Annotated in this window: 18 protein-coding genes; 5 read left to right on the top strand and 13 right to left on the bottom strand. The window is 66.1% G+C overall.

Features of this window, described 5'->3' with window-relative positions:
* Positions 1 to 8: 8 nt before the first annotated feature.
* The 8 genes from paaI to paaA all read right to left on the bottom strand — a co-directional run bounded on the left by paaI (position 9) and on the right by paaA (position 6,721).
* The gene (paaI, locus tag ASC94_RS24890) at positions 9 to 482 is read right to left on the bottom strand and encodes a hydroxyphenylacetyl-CoA thioesterase PaaI (RefSeq protein WP_056402303.1); all 474 of its coding nucleotides are present in this window, start codon (positions 480 to 482) and stop codon (positions 9 to 11) included.
* The gene (paaH, locus tag ASC94_RS24885; RefSeq protein WP_056402298.1) at positions 475 to 2,052 is read right to left on the bottom strand and encodes a 3-hydroxyacyl-CoA dehydrogenase PaaH; all 1,578 of its coding nucleotides are present in this window, start codon (positions 2,050 to 2,052) and stop codon (positions 475 to 477) included. The genes paaI and paaH overlap by 8 nt, the downstream gene beginning before the upstream one ends.
* Positions 2,053 to 2,054: 2 nt before the next feature.
* Positions 2,055 to 2,846: a 2-(1,2-epoxy-1,2-dihydrophenyl)acetyl-CoA isomerase PaaG gene (gene paaG, locus ASC94_RS24880; RefSeq protein WP_056402295.1), complete on the bottom strand. Its 792-nt coding sequence runs from the start codon at positions 2,844 to 2,846 to the stop codon at positions 2,055 to 2,057.
* Between the two features lie 152 nt (positions 2,847 to 2,998).
* Positions 2,999 to 4,075 carry a 1,2-phenylacetyl-CoA epoxidase subunit PaaE gene (paaE, locus tag ASC94_RS24875; RefSeq protein WP_056402292.1) on the bottom strand — a complete coding sequence of 359 codons (1,077 nt, stop codon included), beginning with the start codon at positions 4,073 to 4,075 and terminating at the stop codon, positions 2,999 to 3,001.
* A gap of 13 nt (positions 4,076 to 4,088) precedes the next feature.
* Positions 4,089 to 4,658, bottom strand: coding sequence for a 1,2-phenylacetyl-CoA epoxidase subunit PaaD (paaD, locus tag ASC94_RS24870; RefSeq protein WP_056402289.1), 570 nt, complete (start codon positions 4,656 to 4,658; stop codon positions 4,089 to 4,091).
* Positions 4,659 to 5,423, bottom strand: a complete 765-nt coding sequence (gene paaC / locus ASC94_RS24865; protein WP_056402286.1) for a 1,2-phenylacetyl-CoA epoxidase subunit PaaC — start codon at positions 5,421 to 5,423, stop codon at positions 4,659 to 4,661.
* Positions 5,424 to 5,435: 12 nt separating this feature from the next.
* Positions 5,436 to 5,720: a 1,2-phenylacetyl-CoA epoxidase subunit PaaB gene (gene paaB / locus ASC94_RS24860; protein WP_056402283.1), complete on the bottom strand. Its 285-nt coding sequence runs from the start codon at positions 5,718 to 5,720 to the stop codon at positions 5,436 to 5,438.
* An 11-nt stretch (positions 5,721 to 5,731) separates the two neighbouring features.
* Positions 5,732 to 6,721: a 1,2-phenylacetyl-CoA epoxidase subunit PaaA gene (gene paaA, locus ASC94_RS24855; protein WP_056402282.1), complete on the bottom strand. Its 990-nt coding sequence runs from the start codon at positions 6,719 to 6,721 to the stop codon at positions 5,732 to 5,734.
* Between the two features lie 145 nt (positions 6,722 to 6,866).
* On the opposite strand from paaA, the gene paaX reads away from it, so the two are divergent.
* Complete coding sequence (gene paaX, locus ASC94_RS24850; protein WP_307718852.1) at positions 6,867 to 7,796, top strand: phenylacetic acid degradation operon negative regulatory protein PaaX; 930 nt, start codon at positions 6,867 to 6,869, stop codon at positions 7,794 to 7,796.
* A 4-nt stretch (positions 7,797 to 7,800) separates the two neighbouring features.
* Here the strand turns inward: paaX and ASC94_RS24845 are convergent, their stop codons facing one another.
* The 3 genes from ASC94_RS24845 to ASC94_RS24835 all read right to left on the bottom strand — a co-directional run bounded on the left by ASC94_RS24845 (position 7,801) and on the right by ASC94_RS24835 (position 9,749).
* Positions 7,801 to 8,262 carry a cache domain-containing protein gene (locus ASC94_RS24845; protein WP_056402278.1) on the bottom strand — a complete coding sequence of 154 codons (462 nt, stop codon included), beginning with the start codon at positions 8,260 to 8,262 and terminating at the stop codon, positions 7,801 to 7,803.
* Positions 8,263 to 8,445: 183 nt separating this feature from the next.
* The gene (locus ASC94_RS24840) at positions 8,446 to 8,703 is read right to left on the bottom strand and encodes a hypothetical protein (protein WP_056402276.1); all 258 of its coding nucleotides are present in this window, start codon (positions 8,701 to 8,703) and stop codon (positions 8,446 to 8,448) included.
* Between the two features lie 113 nt (positions 8,704 to 8,816).
* On the bottom strand, positions 8,817 to 9,749 hold the full coding sequence (locus ASC94_RS24835; protein WP_157201580.1) for a LysR family transcriptional regulator: 933 nt from the start codon (positions 9,747 to 9,749) through the stop codon (positions 8,817 to 8,819).
* 86 nt (positions 9,750 to 9,835) lie between these two features.
* Here ASC94_RS24835 and ASC94_RS24830 point away from each other — a divergent pair, with 86 nt between their 5' ends.
* A complete protein-coding gene (locus tag ASC94_RS24830; protein WP_056402270.1) occupies positions 9,836 to 10,480 on the top strand; it encodes an FMN-binding negative transcriptional regulator in 645 nt (214 codons plus the stop codon).
* Between the two features lie 6 nt (positions 10,481 to 10,486).
* On the opposite strand, the gene ASC94_RS24825 is transcribed toward ASC94_RS24830, so the two are convergent.
* Positions 10,487 to 11,416 carry a hypothetical protein gene (locus ASC94_RS24825; protein ID WP_056402266.1) on the bottom strand — a complete coding sequence of 310 codons (930 nt, stop codon included), beginning with the start codon at positions 11,414 to 11,416 and terminating at the stop codon, positions 10,487 to 10,489.
* Between the two features lie 22 nt (positions 11,417 to 11,438).
* A complete protein-coding gene (locus ASC94_RS24820) occupies positions 11,439 to 12,527 on the bottom strand; it encodes a TRAP transporter substrate-binding protein (RefSeq protein ID WP_056402263.1) in 1,089 nt (362 codons plus the stop codon).
* A 140-nt stretch (positions 12,528 to 12,667) separates the two neighbouring features.
* On the opposite strand from ASC94_RS24820, the gene ASC94_RS24815 reads away from it, so the two are divergent.
* From ASC94_RS24815 to ASC94_RS24805, 3 genes are all read left to right on the top strand, one after another.
* Positions 12,668 to 13,801 carry a M14-type cytosolic carboxypeptidase gene (locus tag ASC94_RS24815; protein WP_056402260.1) on the top strand — a complete coding sequence of 378 codons (1,134 nt, stop codon included), beginning with the start codon at positions 12,668 to 12,670 and terminating at the stop codon, positions 13,799 to 13,801.
* A 241-nt stretch (positions 13,802 to 14,042) separates the two neighbouring features.
* On the top strand, positions 14,043 to 16,238 hold the full coding sequence (locus ASC94_RS24810) for a TonB-dependent siderophore receptor (protein WP_056402257.1): 2,196 nt from the start codon (positions 14,043 to 14,045) through the stop codon (positions 16,236 to 16,238).
* Positions 16,239 to 16,326: 88 nt separating this feature from the next.
* Positions 16,327 to 17,445 carry a hypothetical protein gene (locus ASC94_RS24805; RefSeq protein WP_056402254.1) on the top strand — a complete coding sequence of 373 codons (1,119 nt, stop codon included), beginning with the start codon at positions 16,327 to 16,329 and terminating at the stop codon, positions 17,443 to 17,445.
* Positions 17,446 to 17,491: the final 46 nt, after the last annotated feature.

The raw sequence follows: 17,491 nt of genomic DNA, 5'->3' as shown, positions 1-17,491 counted from the left end.
CTTTTGAACTAGCCCTGCTGTGGCGCCACTTCTCCGCTGACGCGGTGCGATTTGCCACGGAACAGGGCGATAATGCGTCCGTCCTGGTTGCTGACCTTGACGTCGTAAATGCCGCTCTTGCCGGCCAGCGCCTGCTCCACGGCTTCCGCCGTCAGCAGGTCGTGGTGGCGGCCGGGGGCCAGGTACTCGATCGTGCAGCCGGCGCCCACCGTGTTTTGGTTGTGGCTGTTGCACGCAAACGCGAAGGCGCTGTCCGCCAACGCGAAAATAAAGCCGCCGTGGCAGGTCTGGTGCCCGTTCAGCATGTCTTCCCGCACCGGCATGGTCATGCGCGCATAGCCCGGCCGGATCTCGGCCAGCAGCATGCCCATGGCCTGGGTCGCGCGGTCGCGCGCGTACATCGCGTCGCCTGCGGCCTGGGCCAAAGCCTGGGCGTGCGCAGGGTCATGCGCAGCGCTCAACACTGGTACGTCCTTATGCATGGAATGCCGCTCCCGATGCCTGTTTGCGGCGCAGCAGCGGCGACACGCGGTAGCGGTCTTCGCCATAGGCGGCTGCGAGATTGTTCAACACGGTGGCGATGCGCTCGACGCCCACGGCGTCGGCCCAGGCCAGCGGGCCGCGCGGATAGTTCACGCCCTTCTGCATGGCGGTGTCCGCGCCCTGCGCGCTGCACACGCCCTGGTGCACCGCGTCCGCCGCTTCATTGGCCAGCATGGCCACCGTGCGCATCACGGCCAGGCCGGGCACGTCATCCAGTTTCGTCACCGCGAAGCCGGCGGCCTGGAACAGGCCCACCACGGCGTTGTACGCGGCGGCGCTGCACTGGTCGGCGGCGGCGATGGCGATGCGGGTGGCTTTACCATAGTCCAGCGCCAGGTCGAACACCACGGTGTCCGGATGCTTGTTGTCCGCCGCGCGCTGCGTGGCGCTGCGGCCATCCGTCAGGTAGACGGCAGCGCCGTTGCAATGGAATGCCGGCGCGTGCTCCGCCACCGTGCCCGCTGCGTGGCTGTGGGCCTCGCTGGCCGTGCGCTGCGTCACGGCGATGCCGCGCTCCTGGAAGCGGGCCAGCACCGCGTCCGTGACGGCCGATGCGCCGCTGGCGCCCGGCTCCACGCTGTAGCTCACATAATCCGGCTTGGGCTGCGGCGCTTCGCTGCGCGCGGCCGGCACCGTTGCGCCGTCGCCGTAGGCGTAGAAGCCGCGGCCGGATTTGCGGCCCAGGTAGCCGGCGTTCACCAGCTCCTGCTGGATCACGGACGGCGTGAAGCGCGGATCGTTGTAGTAGGCGTTGAAGACGGACTGGGTGACGGAATAGTTCACGTCGTGCCCGATCAGGTCCATCAGTTCGAATGGCCCCATGCGGAAGCCGCCGGCCTCGCGCATCACCGCGTCGATGGTGGCGGCATCGGCGGCCTGCTCGTTGAGCAGGCGCAGGCCTTCGGCGTAGTAAGGGCGCGCCACGCGGTTGACGATGAAGCCGGGCGTGGACTTGGCGTGCACCGGATTCTTGCCCCAGGCGGCGGCGGTGTCGTACACGGTATCGGCCACGGCGGCGTCGGTGGCCAGGCCGCTGATCACTTCCACCAGCGCCATCAGCGGCACCGGATTAAAGAAGTGCATGCCGACCAGGCGCTGCGGGCGGCGCAGTCTGGCGGCAATGGCGGTAACGGAAATCGATGAAGTATTGGTGGCCAGGATGCAGCTGTCGCCGACCACGCCTTCCAGGTCGGCGAACAGGGCGCGCTTCACGTCCAGGTTTTCCACGATGGCTTCCACCACCAGCGCGGCGTCGGCCACGTCGGCCAGGCCGCCGGCCGGCTGCAGGCGCGCGGTGGCGGCTTGCGCGTCGGCTGCCGTCATGCGCTCCTTGTCCACCAGCTTCTGGTAGACCTTGGCGATGTCGGCAATGGCTTTCTGCACCGCCTCGGCGCGCGTATCGTACAGCTTGACGGTATGGCCGGCGGCGGCGGCCACCTGCGCAATGCCCGAACCCATGGCGCCGCTGCCGATCACGGCGACGACGCCGGCTTTATCCAGAGCTGCCATACTTACTCCCCTTTGAACTCAGGCGTGCGCTTGGCGATGAAGGCGGCAACGCCTTCGCGGTAGTCGTGACTGTAACCCAGCTCGCGCATCATCTCACCTTCCAGCTTGAGCTGCTCGGGCAGCGAATTGCAGTGGCTGATCTGCAGGGCCTTCTTGGTGAAGGCCAGGCCCTTGGTGGGCGCGGCGGCAAAGTGTTCGGCCATGGCAGTCGCTTCGGTCATCAGCAGTTCGTCCGGCACGGCTTTCCAGATCAGGCCCCATTGCTCGGCCTTGTCGGCGGTGAGCTTTTCGCCCAGCATGGCCAGGCCGGTGGCGCGCGCCATGCCGATCAGGCGCGGCAGGATCCAGGTGCCGCCGGTGTCCGGGATCAGGCCCAGGCGGCAGAACGCTTCCACGAAGCTGGCCGACTTGCCGGCGATGACGATGTCGCAGGCCAGCGCCAGGTTGGCGCCCGCGCCGGCGGCCACGCCGTTCACGGCGCAGATGACGGGCATGGGCAGGCTGCGCAGCGCCAGCACCAGCGGGGCGTAGAATTTTTCCACCGAGTCGCCCAGGTCAACGCCGTTCACGCCCGGTTCCACCGCGCGGTCGGCCAGGTCCTGGCCGGCGCAAAAGCCGCGGCCGGCGCCGGTGAGCAGGAACACCCGCACGGATTTGTCGGCCTGCACCTTGGCCAGCGTGTCGCGCACCTCCAGGTGCATGGCCTGGGTGAAGCTGTTCAGCTTATCCGGGCGGTTCAAGGTCAGCTTGGCGATGCCGCCTTTGATCTCAAATAAAATATTCTCGTAAGTCATGGCGTCTCCTCCATTGTCGTTCGTTGCGGCGGGTTACGCGCTGCGCGCTAACCCGCCCTACGGTATTCATATCCCGTGTTTCGTATTCCGTGTCCGTATCCGGTCACGTAGGGCGGGTTAGCGCGGAGCGCGTAACCCGCCAGCGCCAGCGCTCACTCAGCCTGGTCGAAGTCGACCACCACCTTGTCCGTCACCGGGAAGCTCTGGCAGCTCAGCACGAAGCCGCGCGCGATCTCGTAGTCTTCCAGCGCGTAGTTCACGTCCATGTCCACTTTCCCGTCCAGCACCTTGCAGCGGCAGGTTGAGCACACGCCGCCCTTGCAGGAATAGCGCATGTCGATGCCTGCGCGCAGGCCGGCGTCCAGGATGGATTCCTTGTCGCGGTCCATGGTGAACATGGTGTGGTTGCCGTCCATGACCACGGTCACTTCGGTCAGGCCCGCCGAGGCGTCGGCCTGCGTGCGCGGCTTGTGCTGGTGCTTGGGGATGCTGGCCGCGAACAGCTCGATCTTGATGTTCGCCTTCGGCATGCCGGCTTCCTGCAGCGCGGCCGACACGCCGTGCATCATGTCTTCCGGGCCGCAGATGAAGGCGTTGTCGAAATCCTCCACGCGTACCCAGTGCTGCAGGAACTGCTGCGCCTTCTCCTTGGTGATGCGGCCGTTGAACAGCTCGATGTCCTGCTGTTCGCGGCTCATCACGTAGGCGATGTTCAGGCGGTCGGTGTAGATGTCCTTCAGGTCGGCCAGTTCGTTCTTGAAGATCACCGACGACGACGCCCGGTTACCGTAGAACAGTGTGAAGCGGCTGCCCGGTTCCGTCAGCAGCGTGGTCTTGATGATGGACAAGATGGGCGTGATGCCGCTGCCGGCCGCGAAGGCCAGGTAGTTCTTGCGGTTGGCGGCGTCCAGCGGCACATTGAAGTGGCCCATGGGCGGCATCACTTCGATCACGGCGCCGGGCTTCAGCGTGTCGTTGGCCCAGGTGGAGAACATGCCACCGGGCGTGCGCTTGATGGCCACGCGCAGCGCGCCGTCCTGCACGGCCGAGCAGATCGAGTACGAGCGGCGCACGTCTTCGCTGTTGATGCGGGTGCGCAGCGTGAGGTGCTGGCCTTGCTGGTATTTGAAGCTCTCTTCCAGTTCGGGCGGCACGGCGAAGGTGACGGCGATGCAGTCGCGCGTTTCGTTGTTTACCTTGGCGACGGACAGCGGATAGAATTTGCTCATAGTGGGTATGCTCTCAGTGGCACTTGAAGTAGTCGAACGGCTCGCGGCAATCGAGGCACTTGTACAGCGCCTTGCAGGGCGTGGAGCCGAACTGGCTGGTGTTTTGGGTATGGCTGGAGCCGCAGTGCGGGCACACCACCCTGGGTGCGGCGATGGCGCCGCGGCGCACGCCGGCCGCCAGGCCGGCACTGCCGGCGGCGCCGCCCCGCAAGCCGCTGATGTCGATCACCTGCTGCGCCGGCGGGGCGATGCCGTAGCCTTTCAGCTTGGCCTTGCCCTCTTCGCTCATCCAGTCAGTGGTCCAGGCGGGGGACAGCTGCGTGCGCAGCTCCACCTTCGCCACGCCGCGCTCGCGCAGCGCATCGGTGACGGCATCGGCGATCACCTGCATGGCCGGGCAGCCCGAGTAGGTGGGCGTGATGGTGACGGTGCACGCGCCGTCGTCCGCCACGGCCACGTCGCGCACGATGCCCAGGTCCACCACCGAGATCACGGGAATCTCCGGGTCGGCCACCTCGGCGAGCCAGGCCCAGACCTGCCCGGTGGTGACGGCGCTAGCGTTGGCGGCAGCGGCGGCGTTCATTTACCACTCCGATCCGGGGTAGGCGCGCTGCAGGAACTGCATCTCGGCCAGCAGAAAGCCCAGGTGCTCGCTGTGCACGCCCTGCTTGCCGCCCTTCTGCATCCAGGCCTCCGGCGACGGCATGGCCAGCGTGGCTTCGCCGAAGATGTCGCTCACGTGCGCCAGCCATTGCGCGCGCAGCGGCTCGGCGGCCGGCGCCACGCCTGCGGCCACCATGGCCTGGTCGATGGCGTCGTACTTGAAGAACTCGCCCGTGTACATCCACAGCTCGTCGGCGGCGGTTTGCGTTTTCGCGTGGCTCACTTCCGTGCCGTCGCCCATGCGGACGATCAGGTCGCCGCTGCGGCGCAGGTGGTAGGTGACTTCCTTCAGCGACTTCTCGGCGATTTCGCGGATGCGCTCATCGCTGGAGCTGGTCAGCGCGCCGATGAAGAAGTAGTGCCAGGTGTCGAAGAAGAACTGGCGCATCATGGTGTCGGCGTAGTTGCCGTTCTGCTGCTCCACCAGCAGGCAGTTCTTGAAGTCGTGCGCGTCGCGGTGGTAGGCCAGCTGGTCCTCGCTGCGGCCCGCGCCTTCCAGCTCGCCGGCGTAGGTGTACCACATGCGGGTCTGGCCCAGCAGGTCCAGCGCCACGTTGGTCAGCGCCATGTCCTCTTCCAGCGCCGGGCCCTTGCCGCACAGCTCAGACAGGCGCTGGCTCAGGATCAAGGCGTTGTCGCCCTGGCGCAGCAGCCAGGAAAATTTGTCGTCCGTGAATTTGTCCATGACGCTTCCCGCTTACAGGTTCTTCACTTCTTCCGGCATCGGGAAGAAGGTGGGATGGCGGTAGACCTTGCTGTTGGACGGCTCGAACAGCGCATCCTTGTCGGCCGGGCTGCTGGCCACGATGTCGGTGGCCTTCACCACCCAGATGCTCACGCCTTCATTGCGGCGGGTGTATACGTCGCGCGCGTTGTTGACCGCCATGGCGGCGTCGGACGCGTGCAGGCTGCCCACATGCTTGTGCGCCAGGCCGTGCTGGCTGCGGATGAATACTTCCCACAATGGCCATTCTTTGCTCATCTTATGTCTCCTCAGGCCGCAGCCTTCTCCTCTTTGTGTTTGTCGGCGTAGGCCACCAGCGCGTCGCGGAACCACTCGCCGTCCTCGTAGGCCTTCACGCGGGTGCGCAGGCGCTCGCGGTTGCACGGGCCGTTGCCCTTCAGGACAGCCTGGAATTCGCTCCAGTCGATCTCGCCGAATTCATAGTGGCCCGTTTCGGCGTTGAACTTCAGGTCGGGATCTGGCACGGTCAGGCCCAGGTATTCGGCCTGCGGCACGGTCTGGTCCACCATGCGCTGGCGCAGCTCATCGTTCGAGAACAGCTTGATGCGCCACTGCGCGGACTGCGCGCTGTTGACCGACTCCGCGTCCGACGGGCCGAACATCATCAGGGAAGGCCACCACCAGCGGTTCAGCGCGTCCTGCGCCATGGCCTTCTGCTCGGGCGTGCCCTTGGCCAGCGACATCATGATGTCGTAGCCCTGGCGCGCGTGGAAGGACTCTTCCTTGCACACGCGGATCATGGCGCGCGCATACGGGCCGTAGGAGCAGCGGCAAAGCGGGATCTGGTTGATGATGGCCGAGCCGTCCACCAGCCAGCCGATGGCGCCCATGTCGGCCCAGCTCAGCGTGGGGTAGTTGAAGATGCTCGAATACTTGGCTTTGCCGCTGTGCAGGGCCGCCAGCAGCTCGTCGCGCGACACGCCCAGGGTCTCGGCGGCGCTGTACAGGTACAGGCCATGGCCGGCTTCGTCCTGGATCTTGGCCAGCAGGACGGACTTGCGCTTCAGCGTGGGTGCGCGCGTCACCCAGTTGCCCTCGGGCAGCTGGCCGACGATTTCAGAGTGGGCGTGCTGGGAAATCTGGCGGATCAGCGTCTTGCGGTAGGCATCCGGCATCCAGTCCTTGGCCTCGATCTTCACGCCGGCGTCGATACGGGCCTGGAAGGCGAGCTCCTCGGCGCTCATGTCCTCGTTCGTCTGAACTTTCTTCAGGCCGGTTTCAACCATCTGTGCGTACATGTTTTGTCTCCTTGGTCAAGGGTGTAAAATCATCATACGATACAAAAATTCGTTTGCATACTGTTTTTTTGACTCAGATCAAAAAACTGTATCCCTTCGTGACAAGTTGGTGCAAACTTCCGGCTTGAGAGAACAACCCGCGCGCATGATGAAGACCCTGAACAGCAATGAATGGATCGCCCACTTCCTGGCCAGCGATCCGCCGCGCTCGAAATCGCTGGTGATGACCATCTTCGGCGACGCGGTGGTGCCGCACGGCGGCGTGGTGTGGCTGGGCAGCCTGATCGAGCTGCTGGCGCCGTTCGGCGTGAACGACCGCCTGCTGCGCACCTCGGTGTTCCGGCTGGCGCAGGAGGGCTGGCTGGTGTCGCAGCGCGACGGACGCCGCTCGTCCTATTCCATCACGCCCGGGTCGCAGGCCCGCTTCGCGCGCGCGCAGCGCCGCATCTACGCCCCGCTGCACGTGCACTGGGACGGCAACTGGACACTGGTAATGAGCGGCAACAGCCTGGGCGCGGCCGAGCGCACGCTGCTGCGCAAGGAGCTGGTGTGGGAAGGTTACGGACTGGTGTCGCCCGGTGTGTTCGGCCATCCGGCCGGCAATCCGGACACGCTGGACGAGCTGCTCGCGCGCACCGGCACGCGGGGCAAGCTGTTCATCTGCCACGCGGCCGGGATGCCGGGCGCGCAGAACGGACGTCCCCTGCGGGAAATGATAGACGAGGGCTGGGACTTGCGCGGCGTGATCGGCGGCTACCAGCAATTCATCGCGCAATTCCAGCCGCTGCTGGCGCTGCTGCAGGCGGGCCACCGGCCGGACCCGGAGCAGGCTTTCGTGATCCGCTCGCTGCTGATCCACGCCTACCGCCGCGTGCAGCTGCATGACCCGCAACTGCCGGTGGAACTGCTGCCCGAGCCGTGGCCGGGCGCGGCCGCCTACGAGCTGGCGCGCGAGCTGTACCGGATTGTGTCGAAGGCGGCCGAGCAGCACGTGCTGGCCGTGCTGCGCCGCGAGGACGAGGCCGCCGCCGAAGCCGGCAGCGAGTTCTACCAGCGTTTCGGCGGCCTGGCTTAGCTTTTTAGCCTTTGTAGATGCCGCAGATAATGACGAGGTCGCCCGCCTTCTCCACGTAGGTGGATTTCTTCTCGATGGCCTTGCTGACCGGGTTCGGCCACTTGTAATCGACCCAGCCGCTGCCCTTGGTGGCGGCCACGTCGAGGAAGGCCTTGATGAAGTACTTATCGTCCACGTCCTTCAGGTCGATCATGGGTTTGCCGATCAGCTTGGCATTGCCGCCGTGCGCCAGGGTCACGCCCTTGGTGTCCAGCACCGCGATGTAGAGGTCGCGGTCCTTGAACTGGCCGCTGGGGTTGTTGATCTCGGCAAAAGCCTTCTCCTTGCCGTTGGCGGCGATGTAGGCTGCCGCCTTCTTCACCATCGCCACCGCCTCGTCCGCCGACCCCACGTTTGCCGCCGACGCGCCCGGCACGAAGGACCAGGCCAGCATGGCCGCAAACACTACCCGAAACAATTGCTTCATCCGTGACCCCTTATCAATGTGGAAAGGCGCCGCGCTGCCCCGGCAGGCGGCCAAGGCAGTGTAGCGCACATTTTCCACAGCAAAACGGTTTGTCAGCGCGACGCAACAAGCGGGAAGGCAGCAGGATCGGCCAATATCACTAAGGGGTGAAGCCTGTCGGCCCATTATTTTACTCCCGGCCCGTCAGCCCTCCTTCCCTACCTGCTTGGCGGCGCCGAGCAGCTGGTCGCCCATCTGCTCAAGCATGCGCGCCTGGTGGGCCATGGCGTCGAGCATGGCGACCGAGAAGGCGAACTCGGCGGGAGTGGTGTAGCCGGGGAAGCGGATGATGCGCAGCAGCTCTTTCAGCGTGGTGCCCTGGCCCAGGTGGGCCAGCGCGTCGCTCAGCGCGCTGATCTTTTTGTCCAGCACTTCAATGTGGTCCGGTCCGCAATGATCCATGATCGTCTCCTGGTAGCGCGGCGCGGCCGCACAATGCGGAGGGCCGCAAGCCAAGATAGCAAGCCGCGAGGCGGGCCATGTTGATCTGGCTCAGCGAAAGCGCGCTTTCCAGGCTAGGGAGCGGGCCAGGGACGGCGGCCTTCGAACAGGTCCGCCTGCTGGCGCAGACCCTCGCTCAGCCCATCGAGCACCGCGCCGATGCGCGCCACGCCGCGCGTGCTGGCATGGGACAGCAGCCACAGGTCGGAACGGAACTGCGGCTGCGGCGGCAGCACGCGCCGCAGCGCGCCACAGGCGTCGCCCAGGTAGCACGGCAGCATCGCCAGCCCCATGCCCTGCTCGGCCAGCCGCATCACGGCCACGGTGCTGTTGCAGCGCGCTGCGGCCCGGGCCAGCAGGCCGCGCTCTTTCAGCCACTGCATCGACGCCAGGTGCGCAAATCCGTCATCCAGGCAGACCCATGGCACGGCGGCGAGCCGCGCCTCGTCGACCGGCGCCCAGGCGGCCGGGCGGTAAACCGTGGTTTCAATGCCGCACACGATGCGCCCGACCAGCTCATCCGGCGGCTGGCCGCCCGCCCGCAGCGCCACGTCGGCCTCGCGCCGCTGCAGATTGGCCAGCCCGTCCGCAATATCCAGCTCCACCAGTATGCCGGGCACACTCTGCCGCAGCTTGGCCAGCACCGGCGGCAGCACGGTGGGCAGCATGGTTTCGGTGGTGCTCAGAAGTACCCTGCCTCCGACACAGCCATCGGCGCTGGCCGAGCCTGAGATGTCGTTCAGGCGCTGCGCAATATGTTCCGCCAGCTCCAGCAGTTCGGCTGCGGCTGCGGTGGCGCGATAGCCCTGCCTGCTGCGCTCGAACAGCGTTGCCCCCAGCGTCTGTTCAATGGCCTGGATGCGGCGGAACACGGTCGGATGGCTGGTGCCCAGCAGCGCCGCCGCCTGCGACAGCGAGCCGGTTTTCGCCACCGCGTGCAGCACGTGCAAATCGCCCCACCCCAGTTTGTCGCTGCCCGCCATCTCCAGTCCTTTCCTGTTGTTCACCGGTGAACGCGCCCATTGCACGGCGTGGCTTTCGCCGCCATGGTACGCCCCGCACAATGGCGGAACCAACCCACCGGAGACGCGCAATGTATCACACCAGTATTTTCCGCCCAGCCGACCTGCAGCCGATCGTAGACCTCGTCAAGCGCCACCCGCTGGCCATGGTGGTCAGCCATGGGGAAGCCGGAGCGCAGGCCACTCCGCTGCCGCTGGTCCTGCAGCGCAATGAAGACGGCAAACTGGAATTCATCGGCCACCTGTCCGCGCACAATCCGCAGCTTGCCAGCCTGCGCCAGGCGGGCCGGGCGCTGCTGGTGTTCACCGGCGCCCAGGGCTACGTCTCATCCGCCTGGCTGCGCGACCGGCGCAACGCGCCCACCTGGAACTACGAAATGGCGCAGTTCGAAGTCGACATCGCATTCGGAAGCGGCCAGGAAGCCACCCGCGCAGCCTTGCAGGCGCTGGTCGACCAGATGGATGCCGGCGAAGCCTGCCCGTGGCGGCTGGAGGAAAGTCCCCGCTACGAGATACTGAGCCAGTACATCGTGCCCTTCCGCGCCCGGGTGCGCACGGTGCAAGGGCAATTCAAGCTGGGCCAGGGCGAGTCGCCCGACGTGCTGGCCGACAGCATGCGCGGCCTGCTGCGCCATGGCGGCCACGGTAGCCTGGAACTGGCCGGCGCCATGGCCGCCTGGCACCAGCTGGACCTGCCGCTGCACGCGGCAGCGTGACAGGCGTCAGTAGAAGCGCACACCGGGCCTCAGCAACAGCTGGAAGACCACCAGCAGGCCCGCCACAGCGCCGAGGGGCCAGGCCAGCGGCGCCGCTGCCGCGCTGCTGCCGCTTACCCTGCCGGTTGCCCTGCCGGGGCGCCAAGCTCCGGCCTGCATCCAGACCAGGCCAACGATGGTCACCACCACCGGCACCGCAGCCACTTCTAACCAGTTCCTGGGAATGCGGAACAGGAAAATCGCAGGCAGCGCGAGCAGGGCGGGCACTACCGCGAGCTCCAACAGCAGCAGATTGCGCCCCCTTGCAGTGGCAACGCGGTCCGCGTCGCCCACCTTGCCGAGCAAGAGTTGCCGCAGCCAGCCCGCAATCAAAGGGATGACGGCAAGCGCAACCACGGACGCAGCCACTTTCGCGGCCTGGGACAGCCCCAGGTACACCATGGCCATCCCCAGATCGCTCTGGGTGCTGAGGACGCCGATGACCACCTGCGGCAACGCCATGAAGATGCCGCTGTAAGCCATCCAGAACAGGAACAGGCGCGTGGCAGCCGATTTGCCGGCGCCCCGCCGCAACAGCCATGCGCAGACACCACCCGCGAGCAAAGTCGCGATCGCGCCCGTTCCCTGGAACAGGCTTGCCAGCGGGTTGTCGCCCTGCCAGAGATGGTTGTTGTGGAAGAGGGTCGGACGCAGGCCCGGCGTGAAGGCCTTGGGCAGCACCAGGAACAGCTCCTGGATGAAGAAGGTCAGGTTGAAGGCGAGGACATACAGCAACGCCGACATCAGCGTCCACCTCCAGCGCCAGCCCACGCCGGGGCGAGGCCCGGGGGCCGGCGGCGCGCGGCGCGCCGTGTACCAGCCGGCCAGGCCGAGCGCTGCCGGTCCCGCCAGGAGCACCAGCAGCACGGCGATGCCGACGATCTGTGCCACCGTCATGGCAAAGCAGGCTGCTGCGCCATTACTTGCGGCCGGCGTTGATCAGATAGTTCTGCATGGTGGCTTCCGCCACCGAGGCCCACTGGTTCTGGTCCTGGCGGAACTTCTTCCACGGCTCGTAGATCTTCTTGAACTTGGCGTTCTTCGCCGCTTCCTCCTCCATCACGGCGGTGGACAGCTTGTAGGACGCGTCCATGATCTCCCTGGAGAAGGTGTGCAGCTTGGCGCCGTTCTTGAGCAGGCGCGCCAGGGCGGCCGGGTTCTTGGTGTCGTACTCGGCCTGCATGAGCACGTGGCACTCGTAGCTGGCGCACTCCACCGCCGCCTGGTATTCCTTGGGCAGCTTTTCCCATTCCTTGATGTTGACATAAAACGACAGCTGCGGCCCCGCCTCCCACCAGCCCGGCGCATAGTAGTGCGGCGCCACGCGCTGCAGGCCCAGCTTTTCATCGTCGTACGGGCCCACCCACTCGGCCGCGTCGATGGTGCCCTTCTCCAGCGAGCCGTACACGTCGCTGGCGGGAATCTGCTGCGGCACCGCGCCCATGCGCTCCATCACGCGGCCGGCGAAACCGGCGATGCGGATCTTCAGGCCCTTCATGTCCGCCACCGTTTTCACTTCCTTCCTGTACCAGCCGCCCATCTGCGTGCCCGTGTTGCCGGCCATGAAGTTGATGATGCCGTAGCCCTTGTAGAACTCGCGCATCAGCTCGCGGCCGCCGCCCTGCTCGTACCACGCGGTCTGCTGGCGCGAAGTCAGGCCGAAGGGCACGGCGCAGTCGAAGCAGAAGGCCGGGTCCTTGCCGAAGTAATAGTAGGACGGCGTATGCCCCATCTCCACCGTGCCGGCCTGCACCGCGTCCATCACCTGCAAGCCCGGCACGATCTCGCCGGCCGCGTGCTGGCGGATGGTGAATTTGCCGCCTGTGAGCTCGGCCACGCGCTTGCAGAAGCGGTCCGCCGAGCCGTAGATGGTGTCCAGGGTTTTCGGGAAGCTCGACGCCAGCCGCCAGGTGATGGCGGGCTGCGCCTGGGCCAGCGCCGGGGCGACCGCCAGCGCGCCGGCGCCGGCGCCCAGGGTGGCGTTTTTCAGGAAGGAACGACGCTGCATAAGTTCAGTCTCCGGTGTTGTTTTCGTGAGGAATCCCGGCCTAGTGTATGACCGAATTAGCAAGCTTGCAATCCCAAGCTTGTGCATAAAACTAGTATCATGTCGCACACCCGATACTTTCATCCATCAGGACCGACGCAATGCCTATCAAAATCAGCCACCAATTCGATGCTGGCGCCATCGACGTTCTGCGCGCGGACGACCCTTCCGCGATCGACCTGAACATCCGCAAAGACTCCGCTGCCGACATCATCCAGTGGTTCTATTTCCGTGTGCAGGGCGCCAAGGCCACCCCGCTGACGATGAACTTCCTGAACGCCGGCCAGGCCGCCTATCCGGACGGCTGGAAAGACTACCAGGCCGCCGCCAGCTACGACCGCGAAACCTGGTTCCGCGTGCCCACCTCGTACGACGGCAAGACCATGACCATCGAGCACACGCCCGAATATGACAGCGTCTACTACGCCTACTTCGAGCCCTACTCGTGGGAACGCCACCTGGCCCTGCTGGACAACGCCCAGCTGAACGACTATGTGCGCATGGAAGACCTGGGCAGCACGCTCGACGGCCACGACATGAACCTGCTGGTGATCGGCGAGCCGGAAGAAGGCAAGCCGAAAGTGTGGGTGATCGCGCGCCAGCACCCGGGCGAGACGATGGCGGAATGGTTTGTGGAAGGCATGGTCGACGCCCTGCTGGACGTGGCCAACCCCTTCGGCCGCCAGCTGCTGCAGGAAGCCGTGTTCTACGTGGTGCCCAATATGAACCCGGACGGCTCGGTGCGCGGCAACCTGCGCACCAACGCGGCCGGCGCCAACCTGAACCGCGAATGGCTGAACCCCACCATGGAGCGCAGCCCGGAAGTCTTCCTGGTGCTGAACAAGATGAAGCAAGTTGGCTGCGACCTGTTCCTCGACATCCACGGCGACGAAGGCCTGCCCTACGTGTTCACGGCCGGCAGCGAAGCGCTGGAAAGCTGGAGCAAGGCCGACGCCCAGCGCCAGCAGGATTTCGTTGAAGCCTTCAAGATCGCCAGCCCGGACTTCCAGGACGAGTTCGGCTACGGCGAAAGCCCGCTCACGCCGGAAACGCTGACCATGGGTTCGCCGCACATCAGCCACGCCTTCGGCTGCCTGTCGCTGACCCTGGAAATGCCGTTCAAGGACAACGCCAACGACCCCGATCCGGTCACCGGCTGGGACGGCGCCCGCAGCGCCCGCCTGGGCGCGGCCATCCTGCAACCGGTGCTGTTGTCGCTGCGCGCCAACGCTTGAGAAAATATTTTTCGTGCCGGCCGCCGGCCGGCATGCGCTTATTTGTCGTGATCTGCGGCAACATTCGCTATTTGCGCTCATCTGACGTAATTCAAGCCGGTTCGGCTGCCAAGCCGCCGGCATCGCCACTGGATGCAGGATTGAAAGTAGGCAACGTTCCTATTATCATCTAGGCAAAAGTGGATAAGCCCGCGTTCAGCGGGCTTTTTTCTGTCACATCACTCCCTACCCGGCAATCAACATGACTCAACGGCTGCGCCCGTCCCCTACCCTGCTGCGCCTGCTCGGCACCGCGCCCCTCCTGTTCGGCACCACCCTGCACGCCTACGCGGCCGAGGAACCCGTCAAGCCCGCCAAAGAACCCATCCAGAAGGTGGAAATCAAGGGCGCGGCCGAAACCTATGATGCGCGCCGCAACGACACTGCCACCAAGATCGTGGTGACGCAGGAAGAAATCCTGAAAAACGGCGACACCACCATCGGCGAAGTGCTCAAGCGCCTGCCCGGCATCACGGTGGGCGGCGTGCAGGGACGCGGCGGCGACATCCGCATGCGCGGCCTGGGCAGCGGCTACACCCAGATCATGCTGAACGGCGAACCGGCGCCGGCCGGTTTTTCGCTCGACTCGCTGTCGCCGGACATGATCGAGCGCATCGAAGTGATGCGCGCGGCCACGGCCGAATTCAGCACCCAGGCCATCGCCGGCGGCATCAACATCGTGCTGAAAAAAGCCATCGTCACCGCGCAGCGCGAGGTGAAGGTCGGCGTGCAAGACGACAACGGCAAACTGGGCACCAACACCACGTTCCAGATCTCCGACCGCAAGGGCCCCGTCTCCTACGCAGTGGGCGGCGGCGTCACCTACGGCAAGTTCAACCGCCCGGCGGAAATCATCACCACCGGCACCAATCCGGCCGGCGTGCAAAACCTGTCGCGCCGCACCGAGCAGACCAGCCAGGGCTCCTTTGAAGCGCTCAACCTGTCGCCGCGCATCAACATCAACCTCAGCCCGAACGACATCGTCACCTCGCAAAGCTTCATCAACGTGAACCGCTTCCGCGGCGACACCGACGAGCACGTCAACACCCTGCAGGGCAAGCTGCCGCGCTACAGCGCCACCAGCGTGGACATCGACTCCAAGGTGGCCCTGCTGCGCACCGACCTGACCTGGACGCGCAAGCTGGCCGGCGGCGCCAAGCTGGAAGTGAAAGGCGGCGCCAACTACAACAAGCGCGCAACCGACGCGCCCACCTTGCAATACTTCGCCAACAATGTGCTGGCGGTGGACCGTCTGGTCACCTCCGACTCGACCGACAAGGGCTTCACCACCACCGGCAAATACTCCACGCCGCTGTTCGAAGGCCACGCGCTGGCCACCGGCTGGGACGCCGGCTACAGCAAGCGCGACGAAGACCGCATCCAGCGCGAGAGCAGCCCGATCGGCGCGCCGGTGGCCAACCTGGACCAGGTCTACAGCGCCGACGTGCAGCGCCTGGCCCTGTACGCGCAGGACGAGTGGACCGTCACGGACCGCTGGTCGGTGTACTTCGGCCTGCGCTGGGAAGGCATCGAAACCACCAGCGAAGGCAACGACTACGCGCCGGTGAGCAACAAGTCCAGCGTCTGGAGCCCGCTGTTCCAGACCCTGTGGAAGCTCCCGGGCAGCAAGTCCGACCAGGTGCGCCTGGGCATCTCGCGCACCTACAAGGCGCCCGGCGTGAACAGCCTGATCCCGCGCCGCTTCGCGTCCAACAACAACACCGCCACCAGCCCGGACCAGACCGGCAACCCGCTGCTCAAGCCGGAACTGGCCTGGGGCCTGGACCTGGCCTTCGAGCACTACCTGCCCGGCGGTGGCCTGATGACGGCCAGCACCTTCGTGCGCCGCATCAAGGACATCACGCGCCAGCAAGTGGCGTTGATCGACGGCCTGTACGTGTCGCGCCCGGTGAACGCCGGCACCGCCAACACGCGCGGCATCGAGCTGGAAGCCAAGCTGCCGCTGCGCTCCATGTATCCGAAAGCGCCGGCGATTGAAATGCGCGCCAACCTGTCGCGCAACTGGTCGGACCTCGATTCCGTGCCGGGCCCGAACAACCGTCTGGACCAGCAGACCCCGGTCAGCGGCACCGTCGGCGCCGACTGGAAACTGGACACCCTGCCGCTGACCCTGGGCGGCAGCTTCAGCTTCCAGAGCGGCGGCCCGGTGCGCGTCTCGGAAAAGCAGTACGCCTACTCGATACCGAAGCGTTCGCTGGACCTGTACGGGCTGTGGAAGTTCACGCCCAAGACCCAGCTGCGCGTGGCGGTTGCCAACGCCCTGCACCAGGACAACTACACCGAGTCGACCTTCGTGGAAGCCACCGGCGCCCTGCGCGACGGCACCCTCACGCCCACCACCGCCGTGGTGCGCGCGCTGCTGGAAATGAAGTTCTGACGTAGCACAAAGCCGCCGCAACTTTTCTCTTGCGGCGGCGTCCGCCTGCGCAGATCATGGTTCCCAGTACCCCCGACTGGAGAACACCATGAAAAAGCTGCTGCCAGTATCCCTGCTGTGCCTGACCGCGTGCAGCATGCCCTACCGCCCGGCCCAGTTCATGGAGCCGGGCGCCACCTTCCCCGGCCTGGCCCATTTTGTCGAGCAAACACCCGGCCACCAGGTCGACGTGCTGCTGGTGCACGGCATGTGCACGCACGACGCCGGCTGGGCAGCACAGACCGTACAGCAACTGAGCAGCGCGCTGGCCGCCAGGCTGCCACCGGCGGCCGCACGCGCTACTGCCGCGCCCGGGCAGATCGAGATCATCCCGGCGGTGGTGCCGGCGGGGGACGGCGCGATCCGCTTCCAGTCGCTGATCTGGTCGCCGCTCACCACGCCGCTCAAGCAGCAGCTGTGCTACGACCAGAGCGGCAAGTCGCCCCTCTGCCAGGGCAGCCCGCCCTACACGGCGCAGCGCGCCGGCCTCAACGCCAGGGTAAAGGATCTGCTGATGGACGACTGCCTGCCGGACGCGCTGATCTACCAGGGCCAGGCGCGCGGCCAGATCCAGCAGCGCATGCGCGACGCGGTGCTGCGCGCCACGGCGGGCGCGGCGCCGGACGCGCCGCTGGTGGTGATCTCGGAAAGCCTGGGCAGCAAGATCCTGTTCGACACGCTGAGCAATATGCTGGACGACGACAGCGCGGCGCCGGACGCCAGGCGCGCCGCCGACGCCGCCCAGCAGACACTGGACCGCATGGCCTATTTGGTGATGGCGGCCAACCAGATCCCCATCCTGGGCCTGGCCGACCAGGGTCTGCCGCTCGACGTGGGCCGCCGCGCGCTGCCGCAGGACAGCCTGCAGCGGGTGCTGGAGCGCCGCCGCGCGCGCAGCGCGGCTGCGGCGCCGGCGTCGGCGCCGGCGTCCATGGGCAACCTGACGCTGGTCGCCTTCACCGACCCGAACGATCTGCTGTCCTACACGCTGCAAAAGGAGCGCTACGAACGGCCCGGCGTGGTGCTGCACAACGTGCTGGTGTCGAACGCCCGCACCTGGTTCGGCGCCTTCGAAAACCCGGTCGACGCCCACGTGCGCTACCTCGACAACCCCGACGTCGGCCGCCTGATCGCCTGCGGCGAGCCCAAGAGCCCCCTCTGCCGCTAAAAAAATGGGGTCAGGGTTAATTAATTTTGCAACTAGTTGCAAAATT

Source organism: Massilia sp. Root418, assembly GCF_001425265.1.
Lineage (GTDB): Bacteria > Pseudomonadota > Gammaproteobacteria > Burkholderiales > Burkholderiaceae_D > Rugamonas.
The sequence above is the reverse complement of the archived record's forward strand: the minus strand, read 5'-3'. Positions and strand labels throughout refer to the sequence as shown.

Coding starts and splice junctions, on each gene's coding strand:
- paaI (WP_056402303.1), bottom strand. CDS start 482: ATGCATAAGGACGTACCAGTGTTGAGCGCTGCGCATGACCCTGCGCAC.
- paaH (WP_056402298.1), bottom strand. CDS start 2,052: ATGGCAGCTCTGGATAAAGCCGGCGTCGTCGCCGTGATCGGCAGCGGC.
- paaG (WP_056402295.1), bottom strand. CDS start 2,846: ATGACTTACGAGAATATTTTATTTGAGATCAAAGGCGGCATCGCCAAG.
- paaE (WP_056402292.1), bottom strand. CDS start 4,075: ATGAGCAAATTCTATCCGCTGTCCGTCGCCAAGGTAAACAACGAAACG.
- paaD (WP_056402289.1), bottom strand. CDS start 4,658: ATGAACGCCGCCGCTGCCGCCAACGCTAGCGCCGTCACCACCGGGCAG.
- paaC (WP_056402286.1), bottom strand. CDS start 5,423: ATGGACAAATTCACGGACGACAAATTTTCCTGGCTGCTGCGCCAGGGC.
- paaB (WP_056402283.1), bottom strand. CDS start 5,720: ATGAGCAAAGAATGGCCATTGTGGGAAGTATTCATCCGCAGCCAGCAC.
- paaA (WP_056402282.1), bottom strand. CDS start 6,721: ATGTACGCACAGATGGTTGAAACCGGCCTGAAGAAAGTTCAGACGAAC.
- paaX (WP_307718852.1), top strand. CDS start 6,867: ATGATGAAGACCCTGAACAGCAATGAATGGATCGCCCACTTCCTGGCC.
- ASC94_RS24845 (WP_056402278.1), bottom strand. CDS start 8,262: ATGAAGCAATTGTTTCGGGTAGTGTTTGCGGCCATGCTGGCCTGGTCC.
- ASC94_RS24840 (WP_056402276.1), bottom strand. CDS start 8,703: ATGGATCATTGCGGACCGGACCACATTGAAGTGCTGGACAAAAAGATC.
- ASC94_RS24830 (WP_056402270.1), top strand. CDS start 9,836: ATGTATCACACCAGTATTTTCCGCCCAGCCGACCTGCAGCCGATCGTA.
- ASC94_RS24825 (WP_056402266.1), bottom strand. CDS start 11,416: ATGACGGTGGCACAGATCGTCGGCATCGCCGTGCTGCTGGTGCTCCTG.
- ASC94_RS24820 (WP_056402263.1), bottom strand. CDS start 12,527: ATGCAGCGTCGTTCCTTCCTGAAAAACGCCACCCTGGGCGCCGGCGCC.
- ASC94_RS24815 (WP_056402260.1), top strand. CDS start 12,668: ATGCCTATCAAAATCAGCCACCAATTCGATGCTGGCGCCATCGACGTT.
- ASC94_RS24810 (WP_056402257.1), top strand. CDS start 14,043: ATGACTCAACGGCTGCGCCCGTCCCCTACCCTGCTGCGCCTGCTCGGC.
- ASC94_RS24805 (WP_056402254.1), top strand. CDS start 16,327: ATGAAAAAGCTGCTGCCAGTATCCCTGCTGTGCCTGACCGCGTGCAGC.